A 19,920-nucleotide genomic window follows, 5' to 3' on the forward strand; every position below is an offset into this window, starting at 1 on the left:
CGAATTGATAAAGAACTGTTCGTTAGGGGACCTCGTTAGGGAGGGGACAGTGCAATGTCAGAGTTGGAATCGTGTGGGGAATTTCGGTTCAGCCATGAGGTGAGGGCTCATTCGCTCGCTGAAGTGATGCGCGAGATTAATCGTCTGCAGATGGTTATCGCTCAGCGGGTCGCACCACCAGATGATGGCGATGTCGAAGCTCATTTGGCTTATTGGTCGGTGGTGCTTGGAATCTCACGCGCCGAAGTGAACAAATATATGGAAATTGGCTACATGCTTGGACGTATGCCGCAACTAGCGGAAATGTGTCAGGAGCGCGGGCATTTGTCGATGAGGCATTTAGCAATGCTTGGTAAACATACCCGACCTGTAGCCGATGACAAGGTTGACGCAGTGGAGTCGGGTCTCGTGGACGTCGTTAAGCCTAGGCGCGACGGGGAGGCACTCCGTGGCGTGCGTGCGATGGCAACGCGGGTGCAGCGAGTGATTGGTGAGTGTGCTCCGGAAGTGCGGCCACGTGATGTGGATGTCGCTGGGTTGCAGGCTGATAGGGTCCTGGCCCGGAATGTGGAGGCGACCGTAGATGCTGCAATTGATGCGGCGGCATACCAGGTCGAGGCGGATGGAGAGTCGGCGGATAATCCCGTGGAGTCGGAGGAGGTACGGGAGGTTCAAGCTGCGGCTCTCGACTACTTCGGCGATCGTATGACGGCTAAGGAGTTTATCGCAGTTGATGAACATGGTGACGCTGGAGTTACGACACTGACTACTGTCCTCGAGCGGCATCATGCAGTGGAAGCCCTTGCAATTATCGACGCAGTGGCTAAGAAGATGAAAGTGAGTCGCGCGGCAGCTTTCATGCATGCGTTACGCGGTACTTGTGAGGTGGAGGTGAATCTGGAACTCTTCCGAGTGCTCTCTCCCGGGGAGGATGGCGAACCGGAAAACACTCCAGTGTGGCTCGCTGGCGCAGGTTGGCTTTCTTCGCTGGTGGCCGAGTCTTGGCTGAAGCGGGTATCGGCATTGCGGGTGCTGGGGGATAGTGCGGTTGAGGGGTATCGGCCCTCTGAGTCTCAGCGTGCATTCGTGCGTGCCCGTGACGGTGTGTGTAGTTTTCCTGGATGCGATGTCCCCGCAGAAAAGTGCGATATCGACCATATTGTGGAATTTGATCACAGCCTTTCCGGTGGTGAGCGGCCAAAGGAAGGGGTCACGCACACAGATAATCTCCATTGTCTCTGTCGAAGGCACCACAACCTCAAAACTGCCGGTATGTGGCGAGTTGTTCGAGGTGATGATGGGATCGAAGCTTGGACGTTCCTCTCTTGTGATGAAGGGCCGTTTGCGCAGTCGGAAAAAGAGCACACCGGGCATGGTCGTTACACCTTTGCCTCGCAGACTGAAAAGAAGACCGCTGCGCTGGCTGAGCACAATGAGAAACGTCGCAAATTGCATGACAGTCTCCGCGGCCTAGTGGATAAGGTGCGGCGGGATATGGAAAAGGAGAGAGCAGTAGGCGGGGTGGATTGTGAAAACGATGGAGATGGTAAAAATCGCGCAGACAGTGACGGGGAGTGAGCGCTAGGTTCTGCTACACTCATTTGCGTCCATATAGTGAGAAGGGTATCTCAAAAAATGACTGAGGCAGGAAAACTGAAGATCGCCGTCATCCCGGGTGATGGCATCGGCACGGAAGTTACGGCAGAGGCGCTGAAGGTGCTCAAGGCTGCTATCGGCGAGTTCGACACTACCGAGTACGACCTCGGCTCGCGTCGGTACTTGCGCAATGGCGAACTGCTTACCGACGCTGACCTTGACTCCCTGCGCGAGCACGACGCTATTCTGCTCGGTGCCATCGGTGACCCGGCGAACGTACCTCCGGGCGTTCTCGAGCGCGGCCTGCTGTTGAAGATGCGCTTCGCGCTGGATCACCACGTCAATCTGCGTCCTTCCAAGCTCTTCCCGGGTGTCGAGTCACCGCTGAAGAACCCGGGCGAAATTGATTTCGTGGTCGTCCGCGAGGGAACCGAAGGTGCCTACACAGGTAACGGCGGTGCGATTCGCGTCGGCACGCCACACGAGGTTGCCAACGAGACCTCCGTCAATACCCGCTTCGGCGCTGAGCGCGTGGTCCGCTACGCCTTTGAGCTGGCTATGACCCGTCGTAAGAAGCTGACGCTTGTCCATAAGACCAATGTGCTGGTGCACGGCGGCGGTATGTGGCAGCGCACGGTCGATGAGGTCGCTAAGGAATACCCAGAGGTAGATGTCGATTACTCGCACATCGACGCTGCGACGATCTACCTCGTCACTAATCCTTCGCGTTTCGACGTCATCGTCACCGACAACCTCTTTGGCGACATCATTACTGATGAGGCTGGTGCAGTGTCGGGCGGTATCGGCCTGGCGGCGTCCGGTAACATTGACGCCTCCAATACCAACCCGTCCATGTTCGAGCCCGTTCACGGCTCCGCGCCAGACATTGCTGGCAAGGGGATCGCGGACCCGACGGCAGCCATTCTGTCGGGTGCCATGATGCTGCGCCACCTGGGTCGTGAGGAAGACGCCCAGCGCATCGAGGCTGCTGTGGAAGCTGACATGGCTACTCGCGGTAGTGGCCCGATCAAGACCGCTGAGGTTGGCGACCGCATTGCTGCTGCTTTGAAGTAGCGCAGTAAAAAATAGGGGGGGGAGAGGGCTAGGCAATCACAGTTTTGCCATCGACGGTAGTGATGTGAGTCTTACCGTCGGCGGTGTGCTCGATGAAGTCCGACGCATGTCCGACCTGGCGAAGTACATCGATGATGGTGTCAAGGGGGTATGGGGATGAGCTTCCTGCGCCGTTATCGGAATCATCCCCTCCCAGTCCTGCCACTAGCGCATCCCTCGTAATCTCCGCATGTCCCAGGTGCTGAGCCGCCTCGTGGAAGACATGCACAATCACGCCTTCGATGCTGCCGCACCACCAACGGTCCTGAGTCTTTTGCGAAACTACCCACCCACCTGCAACGACCCGAACCACAGCTATGGTTTCCGTCGGTTTCCGTTCCCGGTTCCGTCGGCAGGTGGGCCGGGGCGGTGTCGGAGGTGGGGGCACACCACGTGGTTCGTCCCCAGTCCTAGCCCCTATCCGCGAGAGGGACAGGATAACGCCACGACCGGAGACACACCCCGCCGCCAAAGTCACAAGCAAGTTTATGTTGCTGGAGGTCTACGCGACGTGCTTAGCGCATACGCTGTGACAGCCCATAGCGCGGAGCCAAAACCACCGCGCCCCTTGTTTAAGGAAGAGCCTGATTACTCGGGGATCTCGCTGAGTTGGGCCTCAATCCGATCCAACCGCTCGGTGATGTTGCGTAGATGCTCCACGATGAGTTGGTTGGAACCATCGATCGCCGTCGCCGTTTCGCGTCGTGCGCTGGTGACGGTGCGTACCACCCAGACGGTAAGAGCAACGAAGATCGCGAGTGGTAATGCGGCGGCGAGGATGACAAGAAATACGGTAGCGGTAAGTGTCACGAAGATTCCCTTTTCTGTTCTTGATTAATCAGGTGCCTAATGTGGTCTGGAGTTACTTCAAGCTGAAACGGAGCGACCCAGTAGTGCTTCCTCACCCGGCTCTCTCCGAGCTGTTCCAGGCCACTCTCGATGAGTCCAGCAGCTTCCAAGCGGTTGAGGTGCTGGTAGAGCAGTGGCCGAGACATCCCGAGTCGGCGGGCCAGCTCACTGACATGGGTCGAATCCGTCTCTAGGGAGGCGATAATTCGCAACCGAGGCTCACTTCCAAGAGCACTGAGCATCTGAGCGAGCCGTGCTGCGTCCATCATCCCTCCGTATCGTAATCGAACGATGTCAGGTGTAAGTATATGCTTACAGTCAGCGGTGCGCAAGTTCTGCCGGGTCTGGCGGAGACGCTGCCCGACTTAAGACGTGGCCGGTGTCCCATCACGTCCCCTCTTCACCCTCCCCAAGAAGAAACCCAGCCGCAGCACACACCACAGCTGGGTTCCTTCATGGCTTACAGCGTAGCCAGCAGCTACAGCCGCTCGATGTCTACATCGCCATCGAGAATCCTCGGCTCTACCTCCATGTGGATCCCGCGGTAGGGAAGTAGTGCGCGGATAATGTCGTGGGTGATGTCGATGCCTGGAGATGGTTCGTCCCGCAAAAGGTGGTACAGGCTAGGGCAGTAGTCCACGCCGGGAAACTCGTCCTTTGCTTCGGGAACGCACCCGTCCGGGTCAAAAGTCGTGCAGCGAATGATCAGGTCGTCGTGGACACTATTGGGCAGATTGATGGTGAGTCCTGGTGTGGTGGCAGACATGTCTGCAACCGTGGCCTCGTTTACAGACCGGGTAAGCGGGATTAGGCCGCGGGCGGACTCACCGCCTTGGATGCGGGTGAGTCCCGCACGGTTTCCGTAAGTGTCGGCCAGGGTGACAAACGTGACGCGCACCGGGGCAGTGGCCACCGACATGGAGTTAAACGCGGTGAGGACGTTGATTTCGCGCTCGGTGATAAGCCCCTGCGGGCCTGTGAAGCTAATGACGTGGTTGTAGAGCGCGGCGGTGGACATGGACAAGATGGTGTCGGCCACCTGTTTTCCCTGTTTCAGGGTTTCGGTGACTTGGGCGAGGTCGTCTACCTCAAGCTCGGCGGTGAAGTACTGGCAGTACAGTGGTGTGCTCATGTCGAGTGTGGACATGGTTCGTCCCTTTCCTTTGAGGGTGTGAGCAGTGGAAATGTCAAGTGTCGGGCACGGTAACAGGTAGAAATTTGCGGATACGCAAACTGTCCGCGCGGTGGGTTGCCGATGTGCGAGGTATGGCAACAAGCCGCGTGAGTTAAGACAAAATTGCGGATACGCAATCGCGCTCGACGGTGGTCACGCTAGTCGGTGCGGGGTGTGGTTGAGGCTCCGCGCAGGTCGCGCACGTATCGGTTAGCCACAACCGGGGGCAGCGGATCTACATGTTGTGGTGGACATAGCTGTGGGCCACAAAGCGGGGCCTTGAAGGACTTGGTGGGTAGGATTAAGGCCGTGTCCGAGGCTCGCGCGGGGGTACTAAATATGGCATGTCCCTTTTTTGATCTCCACAACATGATGTGGTGGTTCGTCTGGTAGATGTTTGCGGAACCGCAAACATGCAGGCCATATAAGAAATTCCTGCGAAGTTGGCGGTGTGAGGCCACCTGCTTGCCAGATTGCAGATCGGCAAACAAGACTATGTGTAGCGGAGTGCACTGCGTGGCCTAGCTACGTAGCATCCACTACACCGCCCCATTCCACTGCGATCGTGCCGACGAAGGAAAGGCCCATGTCCAGTAACTACACCACCGCCGACTATGAGGCGATCATCGCCAACTACACACCACACGCCGTGCGCTCTGAGCCGTGGAGCCACGTTGCCGACTTCACCCGCGAGTGCGTGCGCGCACTTAACATCACCCCGGATAACACCAGCCGCGACGCACTGCGCAACACGCTCAACTGCGTGTCCAAGCTCGCCGCCTGGGTCTGGGTGAGCTACGGCGTGGTGACTGTCGAGACCGTCTTCCACCCCGACATCATCGGAAACTACTTCCTTGCCGGAGGTGGTGCAAAGCTCAGCCCGTCCACCGCAGGAACCCAGCGCTCGCTGCTGTGTCGTGTGGCGGAGGTGATCAACGACGACTGGAACCCTGACTACCAGCACCCGATTAGCTACGAGCCAACCCTTGAACCCTACGGCTCTTATGCCTGTGACAGGATGTGGGATTGGGCCGAGTCGCAACCCACAGCTGCCCGCCGCCGCAACTTCACTACGGTGCTAGCACTCACGCTTGGTGCGGGCTTGCGCGCAGGAGAAATCTGCACGCTGCGCGGCAAAGACGTGCGTGTTGACGGCGACGGGGTGCTGCTGTTTCCGCACGGCTACCGCGGGGCTGGCCCGCGCGAGGTGCCACTGCTCAAGTCTCATATCGAGGTACTTCAGCCGGTCATTATGGCTACCGGCCCGGAGGACTACCTGTTCAGGCCAGGCCGCGACAACGAGAACGTCAGCCAGCTCTCGGCGTATCTCCGCCGGGTAACACCTAGTACATCGCCGGATATGGTGCCGGATACCCGCAGGCTGCGCAATACGTGGATTATCGACCGCATTGCAGCCGGAGTTCCCGCTGATGTGCTGTGTGCTGCGGCAGGACTGAAGTCCTTGCACCAGTTTGAGGACTACGTGGTCGAGGCCGGAGCTAACCGCCGCCATGCCTACCGGATTCTTTTGGCCGGAGGATCGACTCATGGCACCCCAGGTGGAGGCCTGTACGTGCTGTAGCTCGGCTCACGGAGACTTCCTGAGCTATCCCTAGCGATTGCACATCTGCAAAGTTGGATTGCGGATACGCAAAACTCGTCTCATGGCGCACAGACCGCACCAGGGACGAACCGCCCTGTGACCTGCGGGTTTACTCATGGTCTGAGGTAAGAAGGCACCGCCACCTATTTCGTGGTGTAGGTGTGCTCACCTCGTGAGCCATGAACGACACCCATGTAACTCACACCCGCCTTACCAGTGTCGGAAACATGTAGTTTCCAACCCTCGGGTCACTGACTGCCGTATCGGTTGCTGCGATGGCGCGGCCACAAGGGCTTGCCTGTGGTGACCTCGATATTGGCAATGACACGTCCCGTCGGGATCATCTCGCCGCGGATGATTCGGGTGATGGTGGAGGTGGGGATACCGCAGGCCTCGGCCAAGTCTTTGGCACTGGGGTAGCTCCCGTCCAGGGTGAGTTTCTGGACGTTGCGGGCAAAGTCCTGCAATTTCCGCATGACCGGATCGTGGGCCTCGATATGGGCATTAGGCCAGTTGGCGTAACGCCTGACCGGAGCCTCGGCGGGAAGGTCGGAAGCCACGAGACCACTTCCTTTGAACAAGAAGAAAAAGACGAACCACCTAAGTCTAAATACAATGAGGTCTACGCTGTGATCGACACACTGACGACACGCGGATTACTGCCACCTACAACTCCTACCGTTGAGCGCAACCGCAAGCGCGTGCTCGCCACGTACTTTTGCTACATGCGCGACCGCTGGTACGACGACATCTCCGTGGACGGCTGTATCTACCTGCTGCGCGATGGCGGAAAGATCCGCACCTACTTACAAGCCCGTACAGCGGATTTATCCAAATCCAGCCTCAATGCCACCCGCCGCATCCTCAACCGCTGCGCAAGCCATGTCATTGGCCAAGAAGGCGCGCTGGAGTGGGCAGAAGAATTACCGGAGGTCTTTTACCCGGCAGCTACGGCTCCGCGCCGCGCCTACAACGCCAGCGAACTTATCCGAATCGACGACTGGGTTCACTCCCGCCCCCGCCGCGAGTCGCGGCGCGTGGCCTGCATCATCGTGTCACTGGCTTTAGGTGCTGGCATGTCCACCGAGGAAATCTATCACTGCCGTTATGGCGACTTCACCGACTTTGGCACAGTGCTGGCGGTTCATGCACGCGGTGGTCGTGGGCTAAAGCCGCGTACCGTTCCGCTGACTGCACCTTTCGACGACCTCATGCGCCAAGTGCTGCATGGCGTGGGCGACGACCGTAGAGACGAACCACTGGTAAAACCCAACTCGGCGCGCCGCCGCAACGATGCCACAGGCCCACACCTGATTGCTGACTTCATCCACAAGACCAGCCAGAACCCATCGAGTACCGGCCTTGCCCCGACACTGCCCAGGCTGCGCTATACCTGGATCGCTACTCATGCCGCCGAGCGCGTGGACTTTAACCATCTGGTCTATGCCACCGGAAGCATCCAGCCCTTCCAGGACACGTTTCACCACATGATCGTTGAATCTGGCGCGCTCACCGAGACCGAATACCGTGAGTGGATCAGCGGCAACAGGGACGAACCAGACTACCCGCCGCTTCGAGTCGTCGAACCGAGAGCAGGAGGCGAAGTCTAGGTGGCCCACTTCAACACCACACCCACCCCGCTGCTTCGCCTGGATGGAGCCAGCGTTTCCTGGGCATTGACCATCATCGACCGCACCGACATCTGCCACCATCTTGACACCTGGAGGCGAGTAGACGGCTACGACCCCGCCAAAGGAGGCAGGCCTAAATCCGTTAACGACCGCACCATCCTTGCGCTCTACCTGATTCTGGCGCGTTCTGGTCAACCCATGCATTTGACCACCATGACGACGCTCCTGGCCTCGCCTGATACGACAGACAAGGCTTTAGAACTCCTTAACCTGCCCAGCCGCGATAAGGCACGACGGGTAGGTGACTTTTACGCAACCCAGCACAGCAACTGGTACTACCGCCTGTGGCGTGCGCTGCACAGCTTCCTTGATGTCGTTGACCCATTCGACAACATCCCGCACCGCGCCAGGCTTACCCGTGCTGAATTCAACCGGCTGATGGACGAACAAGACCCTGAGCGCCGCGAGGAAAAATGGCAGCGCGCCACCTACGTGTTCAATGAGCTAGTTATGGCAAGTACCGAGGACATGCCCGAAGAATACCGAGCCAACTGGCAGGGAGACCTCACCCTAGACGGAACACTTATTCCAGGCGTGCGCCGTGGCAACAACCGATGGACGAACCGACCGGACGATCTCATGTCCTCCGAGCCGGAGGCAGGCTGGTACTCCCGTGACGAGCGACAAGAAACACATGGCGAATCAAACCGAAAGCGAAACGCCAAGCATGTGTGGGGTTGGGAGGCCACACTTGTTGCCGGAGTCATCCGCGACCAAGGCCCATATGCACAGCCACACCTGATTATGGGCATGGCCTTCGACCGGCCCAGCCACAACCCTGCGATCCGTGGGTTGGAAGCCATGCGGCATTTAACGGATGATCCTGAGACACCTAAGGGCACAGTGGTGGGCGATCGTGCTTACTTCGCGGTGGCTAAGACCAAAGACTTCCATGAACCACTGCGCAAACTCGGCTATACCCTGGTGGGAGACTACAGAACCAATCAGCTGGGAAAGCGCGGATCCTATGAAACCATGGGGTTAGTTGAAGGCCACTGGTATTGTCCTGCCATGCCGAAACCTCTGGTGGAAGCCACCGAAGACTTCTATGCCGGACGTATTGATGAGGCCACCTACAACCAGCGGATCAACGAGCGCCGCGCCTTTGCCATGCGGAGAAAAGGCAAGAAGCTCTCCGGTGAGAGCCAGATGTTTATGTGTCCGGGACGAGGTAAAGGAAAGACACTGGCATGTCCCTTGGTGGAAAAGAGTCAGCGCCAGGACGCGAGAGACAGAGGACTACCCTCCATCTCCGGGCCAAATCTATCTACCGCGCGCAAGGCAAAAGGAAAGTGCTGTACCAATAAGGTCTCGGTAACCATCCCGAATAAGGAGGGAATGCGCTACCGCCAAACTGGCCCTGCTTTTAAGACACCGGAATGGAAGAAGGTGTATGGCACGTGGCGCAATGTGATTGAAACCCGCAACGACTATGTAAAGAACAATCGTGGTGGTGCTGCTATTGGTGACCATACGAGAAGACCTGTACGCGGTTTTGCTGCGGCCTTCTTCTATACAGCTCTTGGTGTGGTCGCGGCCAATGTATCTATGATTCGGCGTTTTCTTGGCCGGGTGGATCGGGATGAAAAGACTCCGCCTCCTGACTCTGGTAAACCTGTACCGCCGCGCGATCCGGCGCGCGAGAAGGCAAGCCCGAACGCGCCGCCTGCGCGCGAGGCCGCTTAAGACCAACTGAATACTTTTATCCATCTAGCTCGGAAAACCGATATGGGGTTCCGGGCTAGAAGTCGTTTTAGAGGGGACGAACCATGTTGTGTTCCTTATTAGTCAACGACTGGAACAGAGCGAAAACGACTAAACCCACCGCGGTGAAGCGGTGGGTTTAGCTATGCGGAGCAGTTTCGCAAATGATTTAAGCTAGATTCGCAAAACCGTCGTCCTTATCGGTAGGAATAACAGCAGGAGCACCAGCGCGGTCCACGCCTTGCAACTCCACCAGCGCCGATTCAATGGCCGCGCGGTCACGGTGGTAAATCTCCAGCCCTTCCGAAACACTGCAATGAGCAGAAAACTCCCCATCGCGATCACGGACATAATCACGCCCAAGGCAGACGCGCTCGAGCCAGTACCTCGCGGATCCAGTCACATGTCGTAGCAGCACGGCCAGGGAGTTAATGGCTGGGATGGGGAGGGTTGCATTGAAGGTGTCGTCGTCAAGCGTGGCGACGAGTGCCGCGAGCTTGTCCATCCTGCCGAGGATGTGGGCGTCGAGCGGCCATTCGGAATTTGTTGAAGCGCTGTGTGTGGAATTGGTCATAAGGTCGAGTATTCCCGCAAATCAGTCCTATTGGGAGCAAAAATAGGGGATAATTGACCCCATGACCGTCGAGCTTGCGGAAATCGCAGACTTCCTCAGCCATACTCGCCCCTTTTCGGACCTCAACGATGAAGAGCGCGCGACTATCCCACCGCTTTTGACCATGCGCTATGCCCGTCGTGGAACGGAGATTATCCGGGCGGGTGCGGATAACAACAGCTGTTTCATTATTCGCTCCGGCATGGTGGATCTCTTTGACCCAGCTGGCACGCTGTTGGACAGGCGAGATGTGGGAGATCATTTCGGCTATTCGACGCTGCTGAGCAGTGACCCCTCGCTGTACACGATGACGGCAGTGGAGGACTGCGTATTCCTGGTGATCTCCAAGGAGGTCTTTGACCAGCTCAATGACCAGTTCGTAGAGGTCCGGCGCTATTACGGCGGTGAAAACGCGCGCATTCGCGCAGTGGCATCGAAGCTGCGGAGTACTGCGGCATCGGAGTCGTTGCGCACACGGGTTGCGGACCTGATGGAAACATCGCTGGTTACTTGCAGCGCTGATACGACAGTACAAGAGGCGGCGCAGATTATGACGGAGCGGAATGTCTCCAGTTTGCTCGTAATGGAGTCTGCAGGCGCCAACCAGAGCCCGCTCGTCGGCATCATCACTGACCGTGACCTCCGTCGTCGAGTGCTGGCAGAAGCCAAGCCGGCGGAGAGTCTCGTAAGCGAAGTGATGACCGGGAACCCGGAAACCATCAGTCCCGACCTGCTGGTTTTTGAGGCCATGCTGCTGATGGCCGAGCGTGGTTACCATCATCTGCCGGTGCACGATGGGACGCGGGTGGTCGGCATGATTGTCATTGGCGACCTCCTGCGCAGTCTGCACACCGATCCCGTGTACGCGACGGCGACGCTGGCGCGAAAGAGCGATATCTCCGAGATTGCGGAGATTGCTCAGAACGCGCGGCGGATTGTCGGCCGGTTTATTGACCGAGGTGATTCGGGGGAGGAGGTCGCCAAGCTGCTGACCGCCGTGGCCGATGCTGTCACCCGACGCCTGGTGGCGCTTGCGGAGGAAAAGCTTGGGCCGCCACCGGTTAGCTATGCCTTTGCAGTACTGGGCTCGCATGGGCGCGGAGAGATGGGGCTCGCGTCCGATCAGGACAATGCGCTGGTCCTCGCCGACGATTACGACGCCGACGCTCATGCTGACTATTTCGCCGCGCTTAGCGACGAGATTTGCACCAACCTCGACCGAGTCGGTTATCCGCTCTGTCCAGGGGACATGATGGCCAGCAATCCTGCGTGGCGGATGACCAAGTCGCAGTGGCTGCGCACTTTCCACGGGTGGATTACGGCACCGGAGGCGGAGGCCCTGTTACATGCACAGACCTTCTTCGACATGCGAGCGGTAGCGGGCGATGTGCAACTGGTGGAGGGCCTTCGTGCGGCCTACCTGCCGCTGGCCCAGGGGTCGCAGCGCCTGCACGCGCACTTGGCCAAGCTCTCGGCCTGGCGGGAGCCGCCGCTCGGCTTCTTCCGTGGCCTGGTGCTGGAAAAGGGCGGCGAGCACGCAGAGACCCTGGACATCAAGAAGGGGGGAACTGCTGCTGTGGTGCAGATGGCGCGTCTATTTACTGTGGCGGCCGGCCTGCCACAGCTGTCGACGCGTGAACGCTTGGCGGCGAGTGCGGGTGCCGGAAGCGTGAGCCGTCAGGGTGCGCAGGATCTGGCGGATGCGTTCGAGTTCCTGTGCACGGTGCAGCTTCATCACCAGCAGGCCCAGTTCAACGCTGGCGAGCAGCCGAATAACCACATCTACCCGAAGCGTCTCTCCAGCCTGGAACGCGAGCACCTGCGCGATGCGTTTGGTGTTATCCGCAAGTTGCAGCAGAGCCTCGGGGCGAAGTATCCCATCCGGGCGATGTCGTAGTTTAGCTGTGTGAGTTAGCTGTGTGAGCGCGCAATGTTGAAGTTTTTCAAACCCCGCAAGAAACTCCTGGACACCCCTATCCGCGACAATGCTTGGCTCGCGGTCGATGTGGAAACCACCGGTCTGGATCCTTCCAAGGATCAGCTGCTTTCCATCGGTTGGGTTGCCGTCGAAGGCCGCGACATCGTACTGGAAGAATCGGGACACCTTCTCATTCGCCCAGAGCGCGAGGAGGTGAGCGTCGGCGAGTCGGCGACGGTGCATGGGCTTACCGACGACATGGTCGCAACCGGGGTAGAGGCAGAGGTGGCCGTCGGCAAGCTGTTAGAAGCTCTACGGGGACGGAAGTTGCTGGCGCACTACGCGCGGATGGAAGTTGGTTTCCTGGATCCGTTGTGTCGGAAGTACTTCGATGCGCGCTTTGATGTGCCGGTGGCGGACACTATGACACGCGAGTACGACGCGATTCTGCGAGCCAACCGCGAGCCGGTCCGTGATGAGCTGCGGTTGTGGTCACTGTGCGACAAGTACGGCATTCCCCGTTTTAAGGCCCATCACGCGTTCAACGATGCGCTGGCCTGTGCGCTGGTGTGGCTTGCGCAGGAATCCCGCGGAGTTTAGAGCGCAGAGTATAGAGAGTGGGGGTCGTTGCATAATTATCGCAATGTGACGTGTACCCTATTTTTATGCGTATTGCTCGAATCGCCCACCCAGAGGGCATGTGCTTCGCGCTCGTTGAGGGCGAAGGCAATGAAGTTACTTTGCACGAAATCGAAGGGCACCCTTTCGGTCAGCTGAATAAGACAGGCCGTTCCTGGCCGCTTGCCGACGTACGTCTGCTCGCCCCAATGCTGCCGTCGAAGGTCATCGCTATTGGTCGTAACTACGCTGACCACGTCGCCGAGGTGTTCAAGAAGTCGGCAGAATCGCTGCCGCCGACGATGTTCATTAAGCCGCCGACGGCCGTCATTGGCCCGGAAGCGCCGATTCGCATTCCGGATTTCGCCACCAACGTCGAGTTTGAGGGCGAGCTGGCACTGGTTATTGGTAAGCCGTGCAAGAACGTCAAGAAGGAAAACGCTCACGATGTGATCTTCGGATACACCATCGTCAATGATGTTTCTTCCCGTGACCTGCAGTTTGCCGATGGTCAGTGGGCGCGCGCAAAGGGCATCGATACCTTCTGCCCGCTTGGTCCGTGGATCCAGACGGAGCTGGACTACAACGAGCTGCCAATCAAGGCACACCTGACTCACGAGGGTGGTACCGAGACCAAGCAGGACTCCAACTCCAACCAGATGATTATGTCCATCCCGGAAATCATCGAGTTCATCACTGCCTCGATTACGCTGCTGCCGGGTGATGTCATCTGCACCGGCTCCCCGGCCGGTACCGCTGCGATGTTCCCGGGTGACCGCATCGAGATTGAGATCCCGGGTATCGGCAAGCTGGCCAACCCGGTGGAGCGGGCTTAAGCTGCCTGGGCTTAAGCGCCCTGGCCTAATCGCCCTTAACTCCAAAAGCGCGGAGCACAGTGCCCATCTTGGCGCTGGTCTCCGTGACTTCTTCTTCTGGGTCGGAGTGTGACACAATGCCGCCTCCGGCCCATAGTCGTGCCACGGACCCCTCAGTGTCGATCTCGGCACAGCGAATGGAGACCACGAACTCGCCGTCGCCATTCTCATCGCACCAGCCGACAGCGCCCGAGTAGAAGCCGCGGTTGGTCTCTACGGCCTGAATAACGCCGAAGGCGGATTCCGTCGGCGTGCCACAAATGGCTGGTGTCGGGTGCACCACCAGCGCTAAATCCAGCGCGGACAGCGACGGATCCTTCAACCGACCGCGGATATGCGTGGCCAAGTGCCACATCTCGGCGGTGCTCATCAGCTCGGGGCTGTCCGGAACATCCAGCGAACTGCACAGTGGCGCCAAGTTGTCGGCGATGTCGTCGACGACGAAGGCATGCTCGTCTAGGTTCTTGCGCGAGTCCGCTAAACGACGGGCCGACGCCCGGTCCACCTCGTCATTCCGGGACCTCGGCAGCGACCCGGCCAAGGGAAAAGCCTCAACGATGTCGCCCGTACGGCGGACCAGCATCTCCGGGGACGAACCGATGAGCAACTTGCCCTCATAATCGGAACCGGCGGGGGAGAGATCCACGACAAAGCCATCGCGGTTGGGGGATCCGTCGATAAGCCGCGATGCGAGTAGGAGTGGGTCAATCGGGGGATCGATTTCGAGTTCCACGGCGCGCGCGAGCACGACCTTTTCCAGCGCCGAGTACTCGATTGTGCGGATGGCTGCGGCGATGCGCTCAGCGTGCTCGTCGAGCGGGGGATCGTAAGCGACGATGTTGGCGTGGGGCTTCGGTGCGTTCCAACGGTAGTGCGCGGGTGGCTCCAGCGGCTGCGAGGAGCGGATGACTTCCCGGGGAACGGTCAGGGCGGCGGGCTTGTCCAAGTCGAAGGGCAATGCGCCGACTACCATCTTGTGAATGCCCGAGTGCAGTCCCTCGGCCGCGAGCCAGGGGTCGGAAAGCTGCTCTTCAATACCTTGCGTGCGGATGGAGCCGTGTGCCCGGGAGAGCAAAAAGTCCGGGGCGGTGGTCGGGCGGGACGTATCCCAGCGCGTCGAACGCTTCGGAGTCGCTGCAGGCTCGTTCGACGGGTGAGAATTCTCCTGCTTCTCTTCTTCGTTTCCGCCGCCCAGAGAGGGGTGGTTTTCCATGGACATAGCCCTAACCCGCCTCCTCAATCTAAACCCAGTTGTGCTCCAGTTTAAGGGGCAGGCTAACCCCTACCCAAAAAGGGCATACCCGCAGCGGTAATCGTGAGCTGATCGATGACTGCACTTGCCGGCAGATTCGCGGCGTAGAGGAAGGTCTCCGCAGCCTGCTTGGCATCGAACATTGGCTCGCTGCCTGTGAACGTCCCCAATAGGTCAGTCTGCGCATTGCCAATGTCAATGCGCGTTGCCGTAATGCCATACTCGCGTCCGTCCAGGGCAAGCACATGGGTCATTCCGGCAAGCGCGCTTTTCGACGTCGCGTACGCCGCCGTATGGGCTCTCGGCACCTGCGCCGCGATAGAGCAGTTGACCAGGATTCGGCCGCCTGCTTGATCCGTCTTCCCCTTGCGCTCCGCCTTCATCCGCGCGAACGCCTCGCGTGCGCATAGGTACGAGCCGACCACATTCGTATCGATGACCGCGCGAAAGTCCTCAATGTCGGTCTCTCCGAACTCTGCGGGCGTGCCGGGCAGCCCCGCATTGAGCACCGCAACATCAATGGTTCCCGTAGCCACCTGCGCGTCCTCAAACATCGCACGGACCTGCTCGGGGTCAGTGATGTCACACTTGGAGTAAGTGATGTTGTCCGCTTCGGCGGCAACGGCCTCGAGCGCGTCGATACGCCTGCCGCAGATATGCACGTGCCAGCCATCGGAGGCGAAAGCCATAGCAATTTCGCGACCAATGCCCGCGCCGCCACCAGTTACTACTACCGTTTTGGTCATGAGCACTATTATTAACTGTTCTACGGTCTACGCACACATGTCCCCGCACGACGCCGTCAACGCCGCGCGTGACGACGGCTACGCGGCCGTGGAATTCTGGTGGCCATTTGACCTCGCAGTGCCCGCACCCGATGAGGTTTCCGGTTTTTGCGACCTCTTTGACGACAGCCTCGGTCTTTATGCCATGAATCTGTGGGGAGGGGACATGGCAGCGGGGCAGCGAGGAGTGCTCGATACGGATGGGCTGCCCGCGGGGCATCTGGAGGCAGTGAGCCAGATTGCGCGGGCCACTGGGCTGAAATGCTCGAACGCGCTGCTGGGGCGCTCGGGGGAGCTGACCGATTTGCAGGTGCAAAGACTGACTGAGATTACTGCCCAGCTGGAGCTCAGTGGGGTTCGCGCGTTGATTGAGCCACTGTCCGGGATGAGTGATTATCCCATTACAGATCCGTGGCAAGCCGAGGAGTTAGCTCAACAGACTGGTGCTGGTGTGCTCGCGGACTTTTACCATTTTGCGGCCAATGGCGTCGACGTGGATGCCTGGCTCACTGATGTGGAGACCGGAAGAGTGAGCCTGCCGGTGCACGTCCAGATTGCCGATTTCCCAGGCCGCGGCGCGCCGGGCACCGGTGAGGCGCCACTGCGCAGCTGGGTTGAGCGGCTGCGCGCCGCCGGATACGCCGGCGAAGTGGCTGGGGAGTGGACTCTGTAACCCTATGCATGCCTGCAGGTGGGAGGGCGGGTATCGTGGGAAAGCATGTCAGATGTTCGCGTACGCTTTTGCCCGTCGCCAACCGGTACCCCGCACGTTGGCCTCATCCGCACCGCCCTGTTCAACTGGGCATATGCCCGTCACACTGGTGGCAAGCTGGTCTTCCGCATCGAAGATACCGATGCCGCTCGCGACTCCGAAGAGTCTTATCAGGCAATCATCGAGGCCCTGAATTGGCTCGGTATTGACTGGGACGAGGGCATCGATGTCGGCGGTCCGCACGGCCCGTACCGCCAGTCGCAGCGCAAGGACATCTACGCCGATGTATTGCAGCGTCTCATTGACGCCGGTGAAGCGTACGAGGCCTTTTCCACCGCTGAAGAGGTTGAGGAGCGCCACAAGGCCGCTGGCCGTGACCCGAAGCTGGGCTACGACAACTATGACCGCAACCTCACCGAGGAGCAGAAGGAAGCCTTCCGCGCAGAGGGCCGTAAGCCGGTGATTCGCCTGCGCATGCCGGACGAGGACATTGTCTTCGATGACCTCGTGCGCGGTCGTATCGAGTTCAAGGCCGGCCTGGTTCCGGACTTCGTCATTGCTCGCTCCAACGGTGAACCGCTCTACACCCTGGTTAACCCGGTCGATGACGCTCTGATGGAGATCACTCATGTCCTGCGTGGTGAGGACCTGCTGCCATCGACCCCGCGCCAGATCGCTCTCTACGAGTCGCTGAAGCGCATCGGTGTCGCCAAGTTCACCCCGGAGTTCGGTCACCTGCCGTTCGTTATGGGCGAGGGTAATAAGAAGCTGTCCAAGCGTGACCCGCAGTCCAATCTCTTCATTCACCGCGATAACGGTTTCATCCGCGAGGGTCTGCTGAACTACCTGGCACTGCTGGGGTGGTCTATGGACGGCGACCAGGACATCTTCACGATGGACGAGATGGTCAAGACCTTCGATATCCACGATGTGCTGTCCAACCCGGCTCGCTTCGATCAGAAGAAGGCCGACGCTATCAACGCGGACCACATCCGCATGCTCGATCCGAAGGACTTCGAGCAGCGTCTGCGCACGTACCTGGAAAGCCACTTTGACTTCCCGGCCGACTACCCGGCGGATAAGTTCGCTTTCCTGGCAACGCTGCTGCAGACCCGTGTGAAGACGCTTTCCGACGCCTGGGACCTCTCGAAGTTCCTGGTTGTGGAAGAGGACGAGTTCACCTTCGATGAGCGCTCGGCACGCCGTAACTTCAAGGAAGACGCCGTCGCTGTCCTGGAGGCCACCATTGCAGCTGTGGAGCCGCTCAGCGAAGAGGACTTCGTCACCGAGAAGCTTGAAGCTGCACTTCAGAAGGCCCTCATCGAGGACCTGGAGCTGAAGCCACGCAAGGCTTTTGGCCCGGTGCGCGTGGCCGTGACTGGCGCTCAGGTATCGCCGCCGCTGTTCGAGTCCATGGAGCTGCTTGGTCGCAGCCGCAGCCTGGGCCGACTGCGCAAGGCACTCGAGGTCACTCCTTTTACTGCTGCTCAGTAAAGAGCGCGAGCTGGGCTGAGCGAAGCAGGTTCGTGTAAGAGCCCGCTTCCTTGCCCACCTTCTGCGGGTCGCGGTTCAGCATATTCATGGAGGTTTCGCGGTAGTCCTTGACCAGCGACCCCATGTGGTTGTTGAAGAACTCGTGCCAGTCGGTTCCCCAGTGGACCGTGCCGTCCTCGTTTCGCTTGAGCAGTGCGGCAAAGGCGTACACGAGCGGGTAGATGAACCCGTCTGGAATCGCGTAGCCGATGGGCTGGCGGTAGAACTTCGAGTACTTCTGTGGAGTCTTGCCAGTTCGCGGATTCTTCTTATTGGCCTTGTCAACAGCATCAATGCCGCCGAATTTACCGCCGCTCTTGTTGTAGAGATCGGGTAGCTCTGCGTTGATACGCTCGAAAATATCGATGAAGTCACGCGTGAGGTTCAATGCGCTGCGGACCTTCTCGTTGTAGAGAACGACCTCTTCGGTGCGCTCATTGATGCTTTCAGTGCTGGGCTTAGTGACCTCCGGTGAGCTCATGACATCCTCGAATCGGTCAAGCAGCTTGGCCTTGCCGGAGTATAGGCTGGTGGGGGTCGGTGCTTCAATCTGCTTCCCGTCGGCATCCTTCGGCAGGTCAATACAAGACAGCGGAATCCACGCCATAGCGATGACATCGCCCACCTTTAGTCGACCAGTATCGTTGGTGCGCCACTGCACGTTGTCGCTAATTCCCTGAGGCAGGGCATGCTTCAGATCGTCAAAGTAGCCGGCGCGATTGAGCTTTGCTTCCGCCTTGAGCTCCGCATTGTTGTTGCGGGCGGCACAGATATCGAGCAGTGCATCGGAGAAGTCCTGCACAGTGTCCTCGTCCCGAGCACCGGGCACGAGTACCTCTACCGGAACACGGGCATCGAGCTCGGTGAGGCTTTCGTCGGCAAGCAATTCCTCAATTTCTTCCGTACGCTCCGACCAGACCTCCTTCATTTCGGACCACGTCTTGATTTTGCGGCTAGGTGGTGGAGTGAGCTTGCCCAGAACGAATAGTGCGATAGCTAGCGAGTTGTGACCGCCGTCGAGGATGCCTTCGATGCGACGGTTGCTGAAGGTGAAGCGGTAGAGATTGTCTTCACTGGTGAACTGAGTGGAGGCCAGGAGCACACCCTTGGACTTGTAGGCGAAGAGCTCCGGCGTGGTGTCGATGGTTTCCATGATGGCATCGGTGATGCGGCCGGTGCGGGACACGCGTGGGTTGGCGTCGAGGTTGAGGGCCGAGATGATTTTTGCGAACTGACGGATAGTGACAGTGCCGATGACGCGACCGATGGTGCCGTTCATTTGCTCCGTGATGTCGGAGAACTCCAGCTCGAGCGTGATGGGGGCGGTTGTTGCCGTCGTTGTTGGGGAAGTCATGGTGCCTGCCTTTCAGGTCTGGTTTTTTGGTGTGTGTCGGCTGTTTACCAGCCGCTTCACCACGAAGTGTCTCCTGAAGGGCGGATCAGCTTTGAGCTGCGATCGAATGGGCTTTCGATCTGGGGCTGCGTTAGTTATATGCATTGCATTAGTTATGCGCACTGCTGAGGTGGGCTGTGGGGAACTCGCGAATTTAAACGAGCCTTTGACCAGGTGATTTGCTCTTGTTAGCGCGAATTGGCTATATTATTCCTCGTTGCGTTCAGCAGCGATGGCCTATGGTGTAATTGGCAACACTACGGTTTCTGGTACCGTCATTCTAGGTTCGAGTCCTGGTAGGCCAGCAGTGAAGAAGTTCATTGTTGAATGTATTCACTAACTGCAAAGTTCTAAGCCCCGTTCGTCTAGCGGCCTAGGACGCCGCCCTCTCACGGCGGTAACACGGGTTCAAATCCCGTACGGGGTACAAAGGCAGCGTGAAAGCGCCAGTCTTTATTGGCCTATGGTGTAATTGGCAACACTACGGTTTC

19 protein-coding genes and 2 tRNA genes are annotated in these 19,920 nt (G+C 58.9%); 12 read left to right on the forward strand and 9 right to left on the reverse strand.

Annotated features, from left to right (window positions below; genetic code table 11):
- Positions 1-54: 54 nt before the first annotated feature.
- Together HMPREF2857_RS09375 and HMPREF2857_RS09380 are read left to right on the forward strand one after the other, a co-directional pair.
- On the forward strand, positions 55-1,578 hold the full coding sequence (locus HMPREF2857_RS09375; protein ID WP_070643917.1) for an HNH endonuclease signature motif containing protein: 1,524 nt from the start codon (positions 55-57) through the stop codon (positions 1,576-1,578).
- Between the two features lie 75 nt (positions 1,579-1,653).
- Positions 1,654-2,670, forward strand: a complete 1,017-nt coding sequence (locus HMPREF2857_RS09380) for a 3-isopropylmalate dehydrogenase (protein ID WP_101687711.1) — start codon at positions 1,654-1,656, stop codon at positions 2,668-2,670.
- Positions 2,671-2,698: 28 nt separating this feature from the next.
- On the opposite strand, the gene HMPREF2857_RS09385 is transcribed toward HMPREF2857_RS09380, so the two are convergent.
- The 4 genes from HMPREF2857_RS09385 to HMPREF2857_RS09400 form a co-directional block, all read right to left on the reverse strand.
- Complete coding sequence (locus HMPREF2857_RS09385; protein ID WP_246819686.1) at positions 2,699-3,022, reverse strand: DUF664 domain-containing protein; 324 nt, start codon at positions 3,020-3,022, stop codon at positions 2,699-2,701.
- Between the two features lie 275 nt (positions 3,023-3,297).
- Positions 3,298-3,519, reverse strand: a complete 222-nt coding sequence (locus HMPREF2857_RS09390) for a hypothetical protein (protein ID WP_005323143.1) — start codon at positions 3,517-3,519, stop codon at positions 3,298-3,300.
- The gene (locus HMPREF2857_RS09395; RefSeq protein ID WP_005323142.1) at positions 3,516-3,827 is read right to left on the reverse strand and encodes an ArsR/SmtB family transcription factor; all 312 of its coding nucleotides are present in this window, start codon (positions 3,825-3,827) and stop codon (positions 3,516-3,518) included. The genes HMPREF2857_RS09390 and HMPREF2857_RS09395 overlap by 4 nt, the downstream gene beginning before the upstream one ends.
- A 209-nt stretch (positions 3,828-4,036) precedes the next feature.
- On the reverse strand, positions 4,037-4,705 hold the full coding sequence (locus HMPREF2857_RS09400; protein ID WP_005323141.1) for a hypothetical protein: 669 nt from the start codon (positions 4,703-4,705) through the stop codon (positions 4,037-4,039).
- A gap of 613 nt (positions 4,706-5,318) precedes the next feature.
- Here HMPREF2857_RS09400 and HMPREF2857_RS09405 point away from each other — a divergent pair.
- Entirely contained in the window at positions 5,319-6,314 is a 996-nt protein-coding gene (locus HMPREF2857_RS09405; RefSeq protein WP_070643920.1) for a tyrosine-type recombinase/integrase, read from the forward strand.
- Between the two features lie 269 nt (positions 6,315-6,583).
- Here HMPREF2857_RS09405 and HMPREF2857_RS11440 read toward each other — a convergent pair whose 3' ends face one another.
- Positions 6,584-6,703 carry a hypothetical protein gene (locus tag HMPREF2857_RS11440; RefSeq protein WP_349267147.1) on the reverse strand — a complete coding sequence of 40 codons (120 nt, stop codon included), beginning with the start codon at positions 6,701-6,703 and terminating at the stop codon, positions 6,584-6,586.
- Between HMPREF2857_RS11440 and HMPREF2857_RS09410 the strand changes: the two genes are divergently transcribed.
- Positions 6,650-7,945: a hypothetical protein gene (locus HMPREF2857_RS09410; protein WP_371441572.1), complete on the forward strand. Its 1,296-nt coding sequence runs from the start codon at positions 6,650-6,652 to the stop codon at positions 7,943-7,945. The genes HMPREF2857_RS11440 and HMPREF2857_RS09410 overlap by 54 nt on opposite strands.
- Entirely contained in the window at positions 7,946-9,712 is a 1,767-nt protein-coding gene (locus HMPREF2857_RS09415) for a hypothetical protein (RefSeq protein WP_070456055.1), read from the forward strand.
- 187 nt (positions 9,713-9,899) lie between these two features.
- Here the strand turns inward: HMPREF2857_RS09415 and HMPREF2857_RS09420 are convergent, their stop codons facing one another.
- Positions 9,900-10,304 (reverse strand): DUF664 domain-containing protein, encoded by a 405-nt coding sequence (locus HMPREF2857_RS09420; RefSeq protein WP_246819688.1) that lies wholly within the window; start codon positions 10,302-10,304, stop codon positions 9,900-9,902.
- Positions 10,305-10,365: 61 nt separating this feature from the next.
- Here HMPREF2857_RS09420 and HMPREF2857_RS09425 point away from each other — a divergent pair, with 61 nt between their 5' ends.
- The 3 genes from HMPREF2857_RS09425 to HMPREF2857_RS09435 all read left to right on the forward strand — a co-directional run bounded on the left by HMPREF2857_RS09425 (position 10,366) and on the right by HMPREF2857_RS09435 (position 13,715).
- The gene (locus HMPREF2857_RS09425; RefSeq protein ID WP_070643923.1) at positions 10,366-12,240 is read left to right on the forward strand and encodes a DUF294 nucleotidyltransferase-like domain-containing protein; all 1,875 of its coding nucleotides are present in this window, start codon (positions 10,366-10,368) and stop codon (positions 12,238-12,240) included.
- Between the two features lie 33 nt (positions 12,241-12,273).
- Positions 12,274-12,861, forward strand: a complete 588-nt coding sequence (locus HMPREF2857_RS09430; protein ID WP_070643925.1) for a 3'-5' exonuclease — start codon at positions 12,274-12,276, stop codon at positions 12,859-12,861.
- Between the two features lie 65 nt (positions 12,862-12,926).
- Entirely contained in the window at positions 12,927-13,715 is a 789-nt protein-coding gene (locus HMPREF2857_RS09435) for a fumarylacetoacetate hydrolase family protein (protein WP_070644053.1), read from the forward strand.
- Between the two features lie 25 nt (positions 13,716-13,740).
- Here HMPREF2857_RS09435 and HMPREF2857_RS09440 read toward each other — a convergent pair whose 3' ends face one another.
- Both HMPREF2857_RS09440 and HMPREF2857_RS09445 read right to left on the reverse strand, forming a co-directional pair.
- Entirely contained in the window at positions 13,741-14,973 is a 1,233-nt protein-coding gene (locus HMPREF2857_RS09440; RefSeq protein WP_070643928.1) for an isochorismate synthase, read from the reverse strand.
- A 56-nt stretch (positions 14,974-15,029) separates the two neighbouring features.
- Entirely contained in the window at positions 15,030-15,752 is a 723-nt protein-coding gene (locus HMPREF2857_RS09445) for an SDR family oxidoreductase (protein WP_070643930.1), read from the reverse strand.
- Here HMPREF2857_RS09445 and HMPREF2857_RS09450 point away from each other — a divergent pair.
- Positions 15,751-16,464 (forward strand): TIM barrel protein, encoded by a 714-nt coding sequence (locus HMPREF2857_RS09450; RefSeq protein WP_070643932.1) that lies wholly within the window; start codon positions 15,751-15,753, stop codon positions 16,462-16,464. The two genes, HMPREF2857_RS09445 and HMPREF2857_RS09450, sit on opposite strands and share 2 nt — an antisense overlap.
- Positions 16,465-16,509: 45 nt before the next feature.
- Positions 16,510-17,997: a glutamate--tRNA ligase gene (gene gltX, locus HMPREF2857_RS09455; RefSeq protein ID WP_070643935.1), complete on the forward strand. Its 1,488-nt coding sequence runs from the start codon at positions 16,510-16,512 to the stop codon at positions 17,995-17,997.
- On the opposite strand, the gene HMPREF2857_RS09460 is transcribed toward gltX, so the two are convergent.
- Positions 17,981-19,390: a hypothetical protein gene (locus HMPREF2857_RS09460; RefSeq protein ID WP_246819689.1), complete on the reverse strand. Its 1,410-nt coding sequence runs from the start codon at positions 19,388-19,390 to the stop codon at positions 17,981-17,983. The genes gltX and HMPREF2857_RS09460 overlap by 17 nt on opposite strands.
- Positions 19,391-19,662: 272 nt before the next feature.
- Here HMPREF2857_RS09460 and HMPREF2857_RS09465 point away from each other — a divergent pair.
- Together HMPREF2857_RS09465 and HMPREF2857_RS09470 are read left to right on the forward strand one after the other, a co-directional pair.
- A tRNA-Gln gene (locus HMPREF2857_RS09465) sits at positions 19,663-19,734 on the forward strand.
- A gap of 49 nt (positions 19,735-19,783) precedes the next feature.
- Positions 19,784-19,856 (forward strand) — tRNA-Glu (locus tag HMPREF2857_RS09470).
- Positions 19,857-19,920 lie beyond the last annotated feature (64 nt).

The sequence above is a fragment of the Corynebacterium sp. HMSC076C10 genome (genome assembly GCF_001812455.1).
In the GTDB taxonomy this organism is placed as follows: Bacteria; Actinomycetota; Actinomycetes; order Mycobacteriales; family Mycobacteriaceae; genus Corynebacterium; species Corynebacterium jeikeium_D.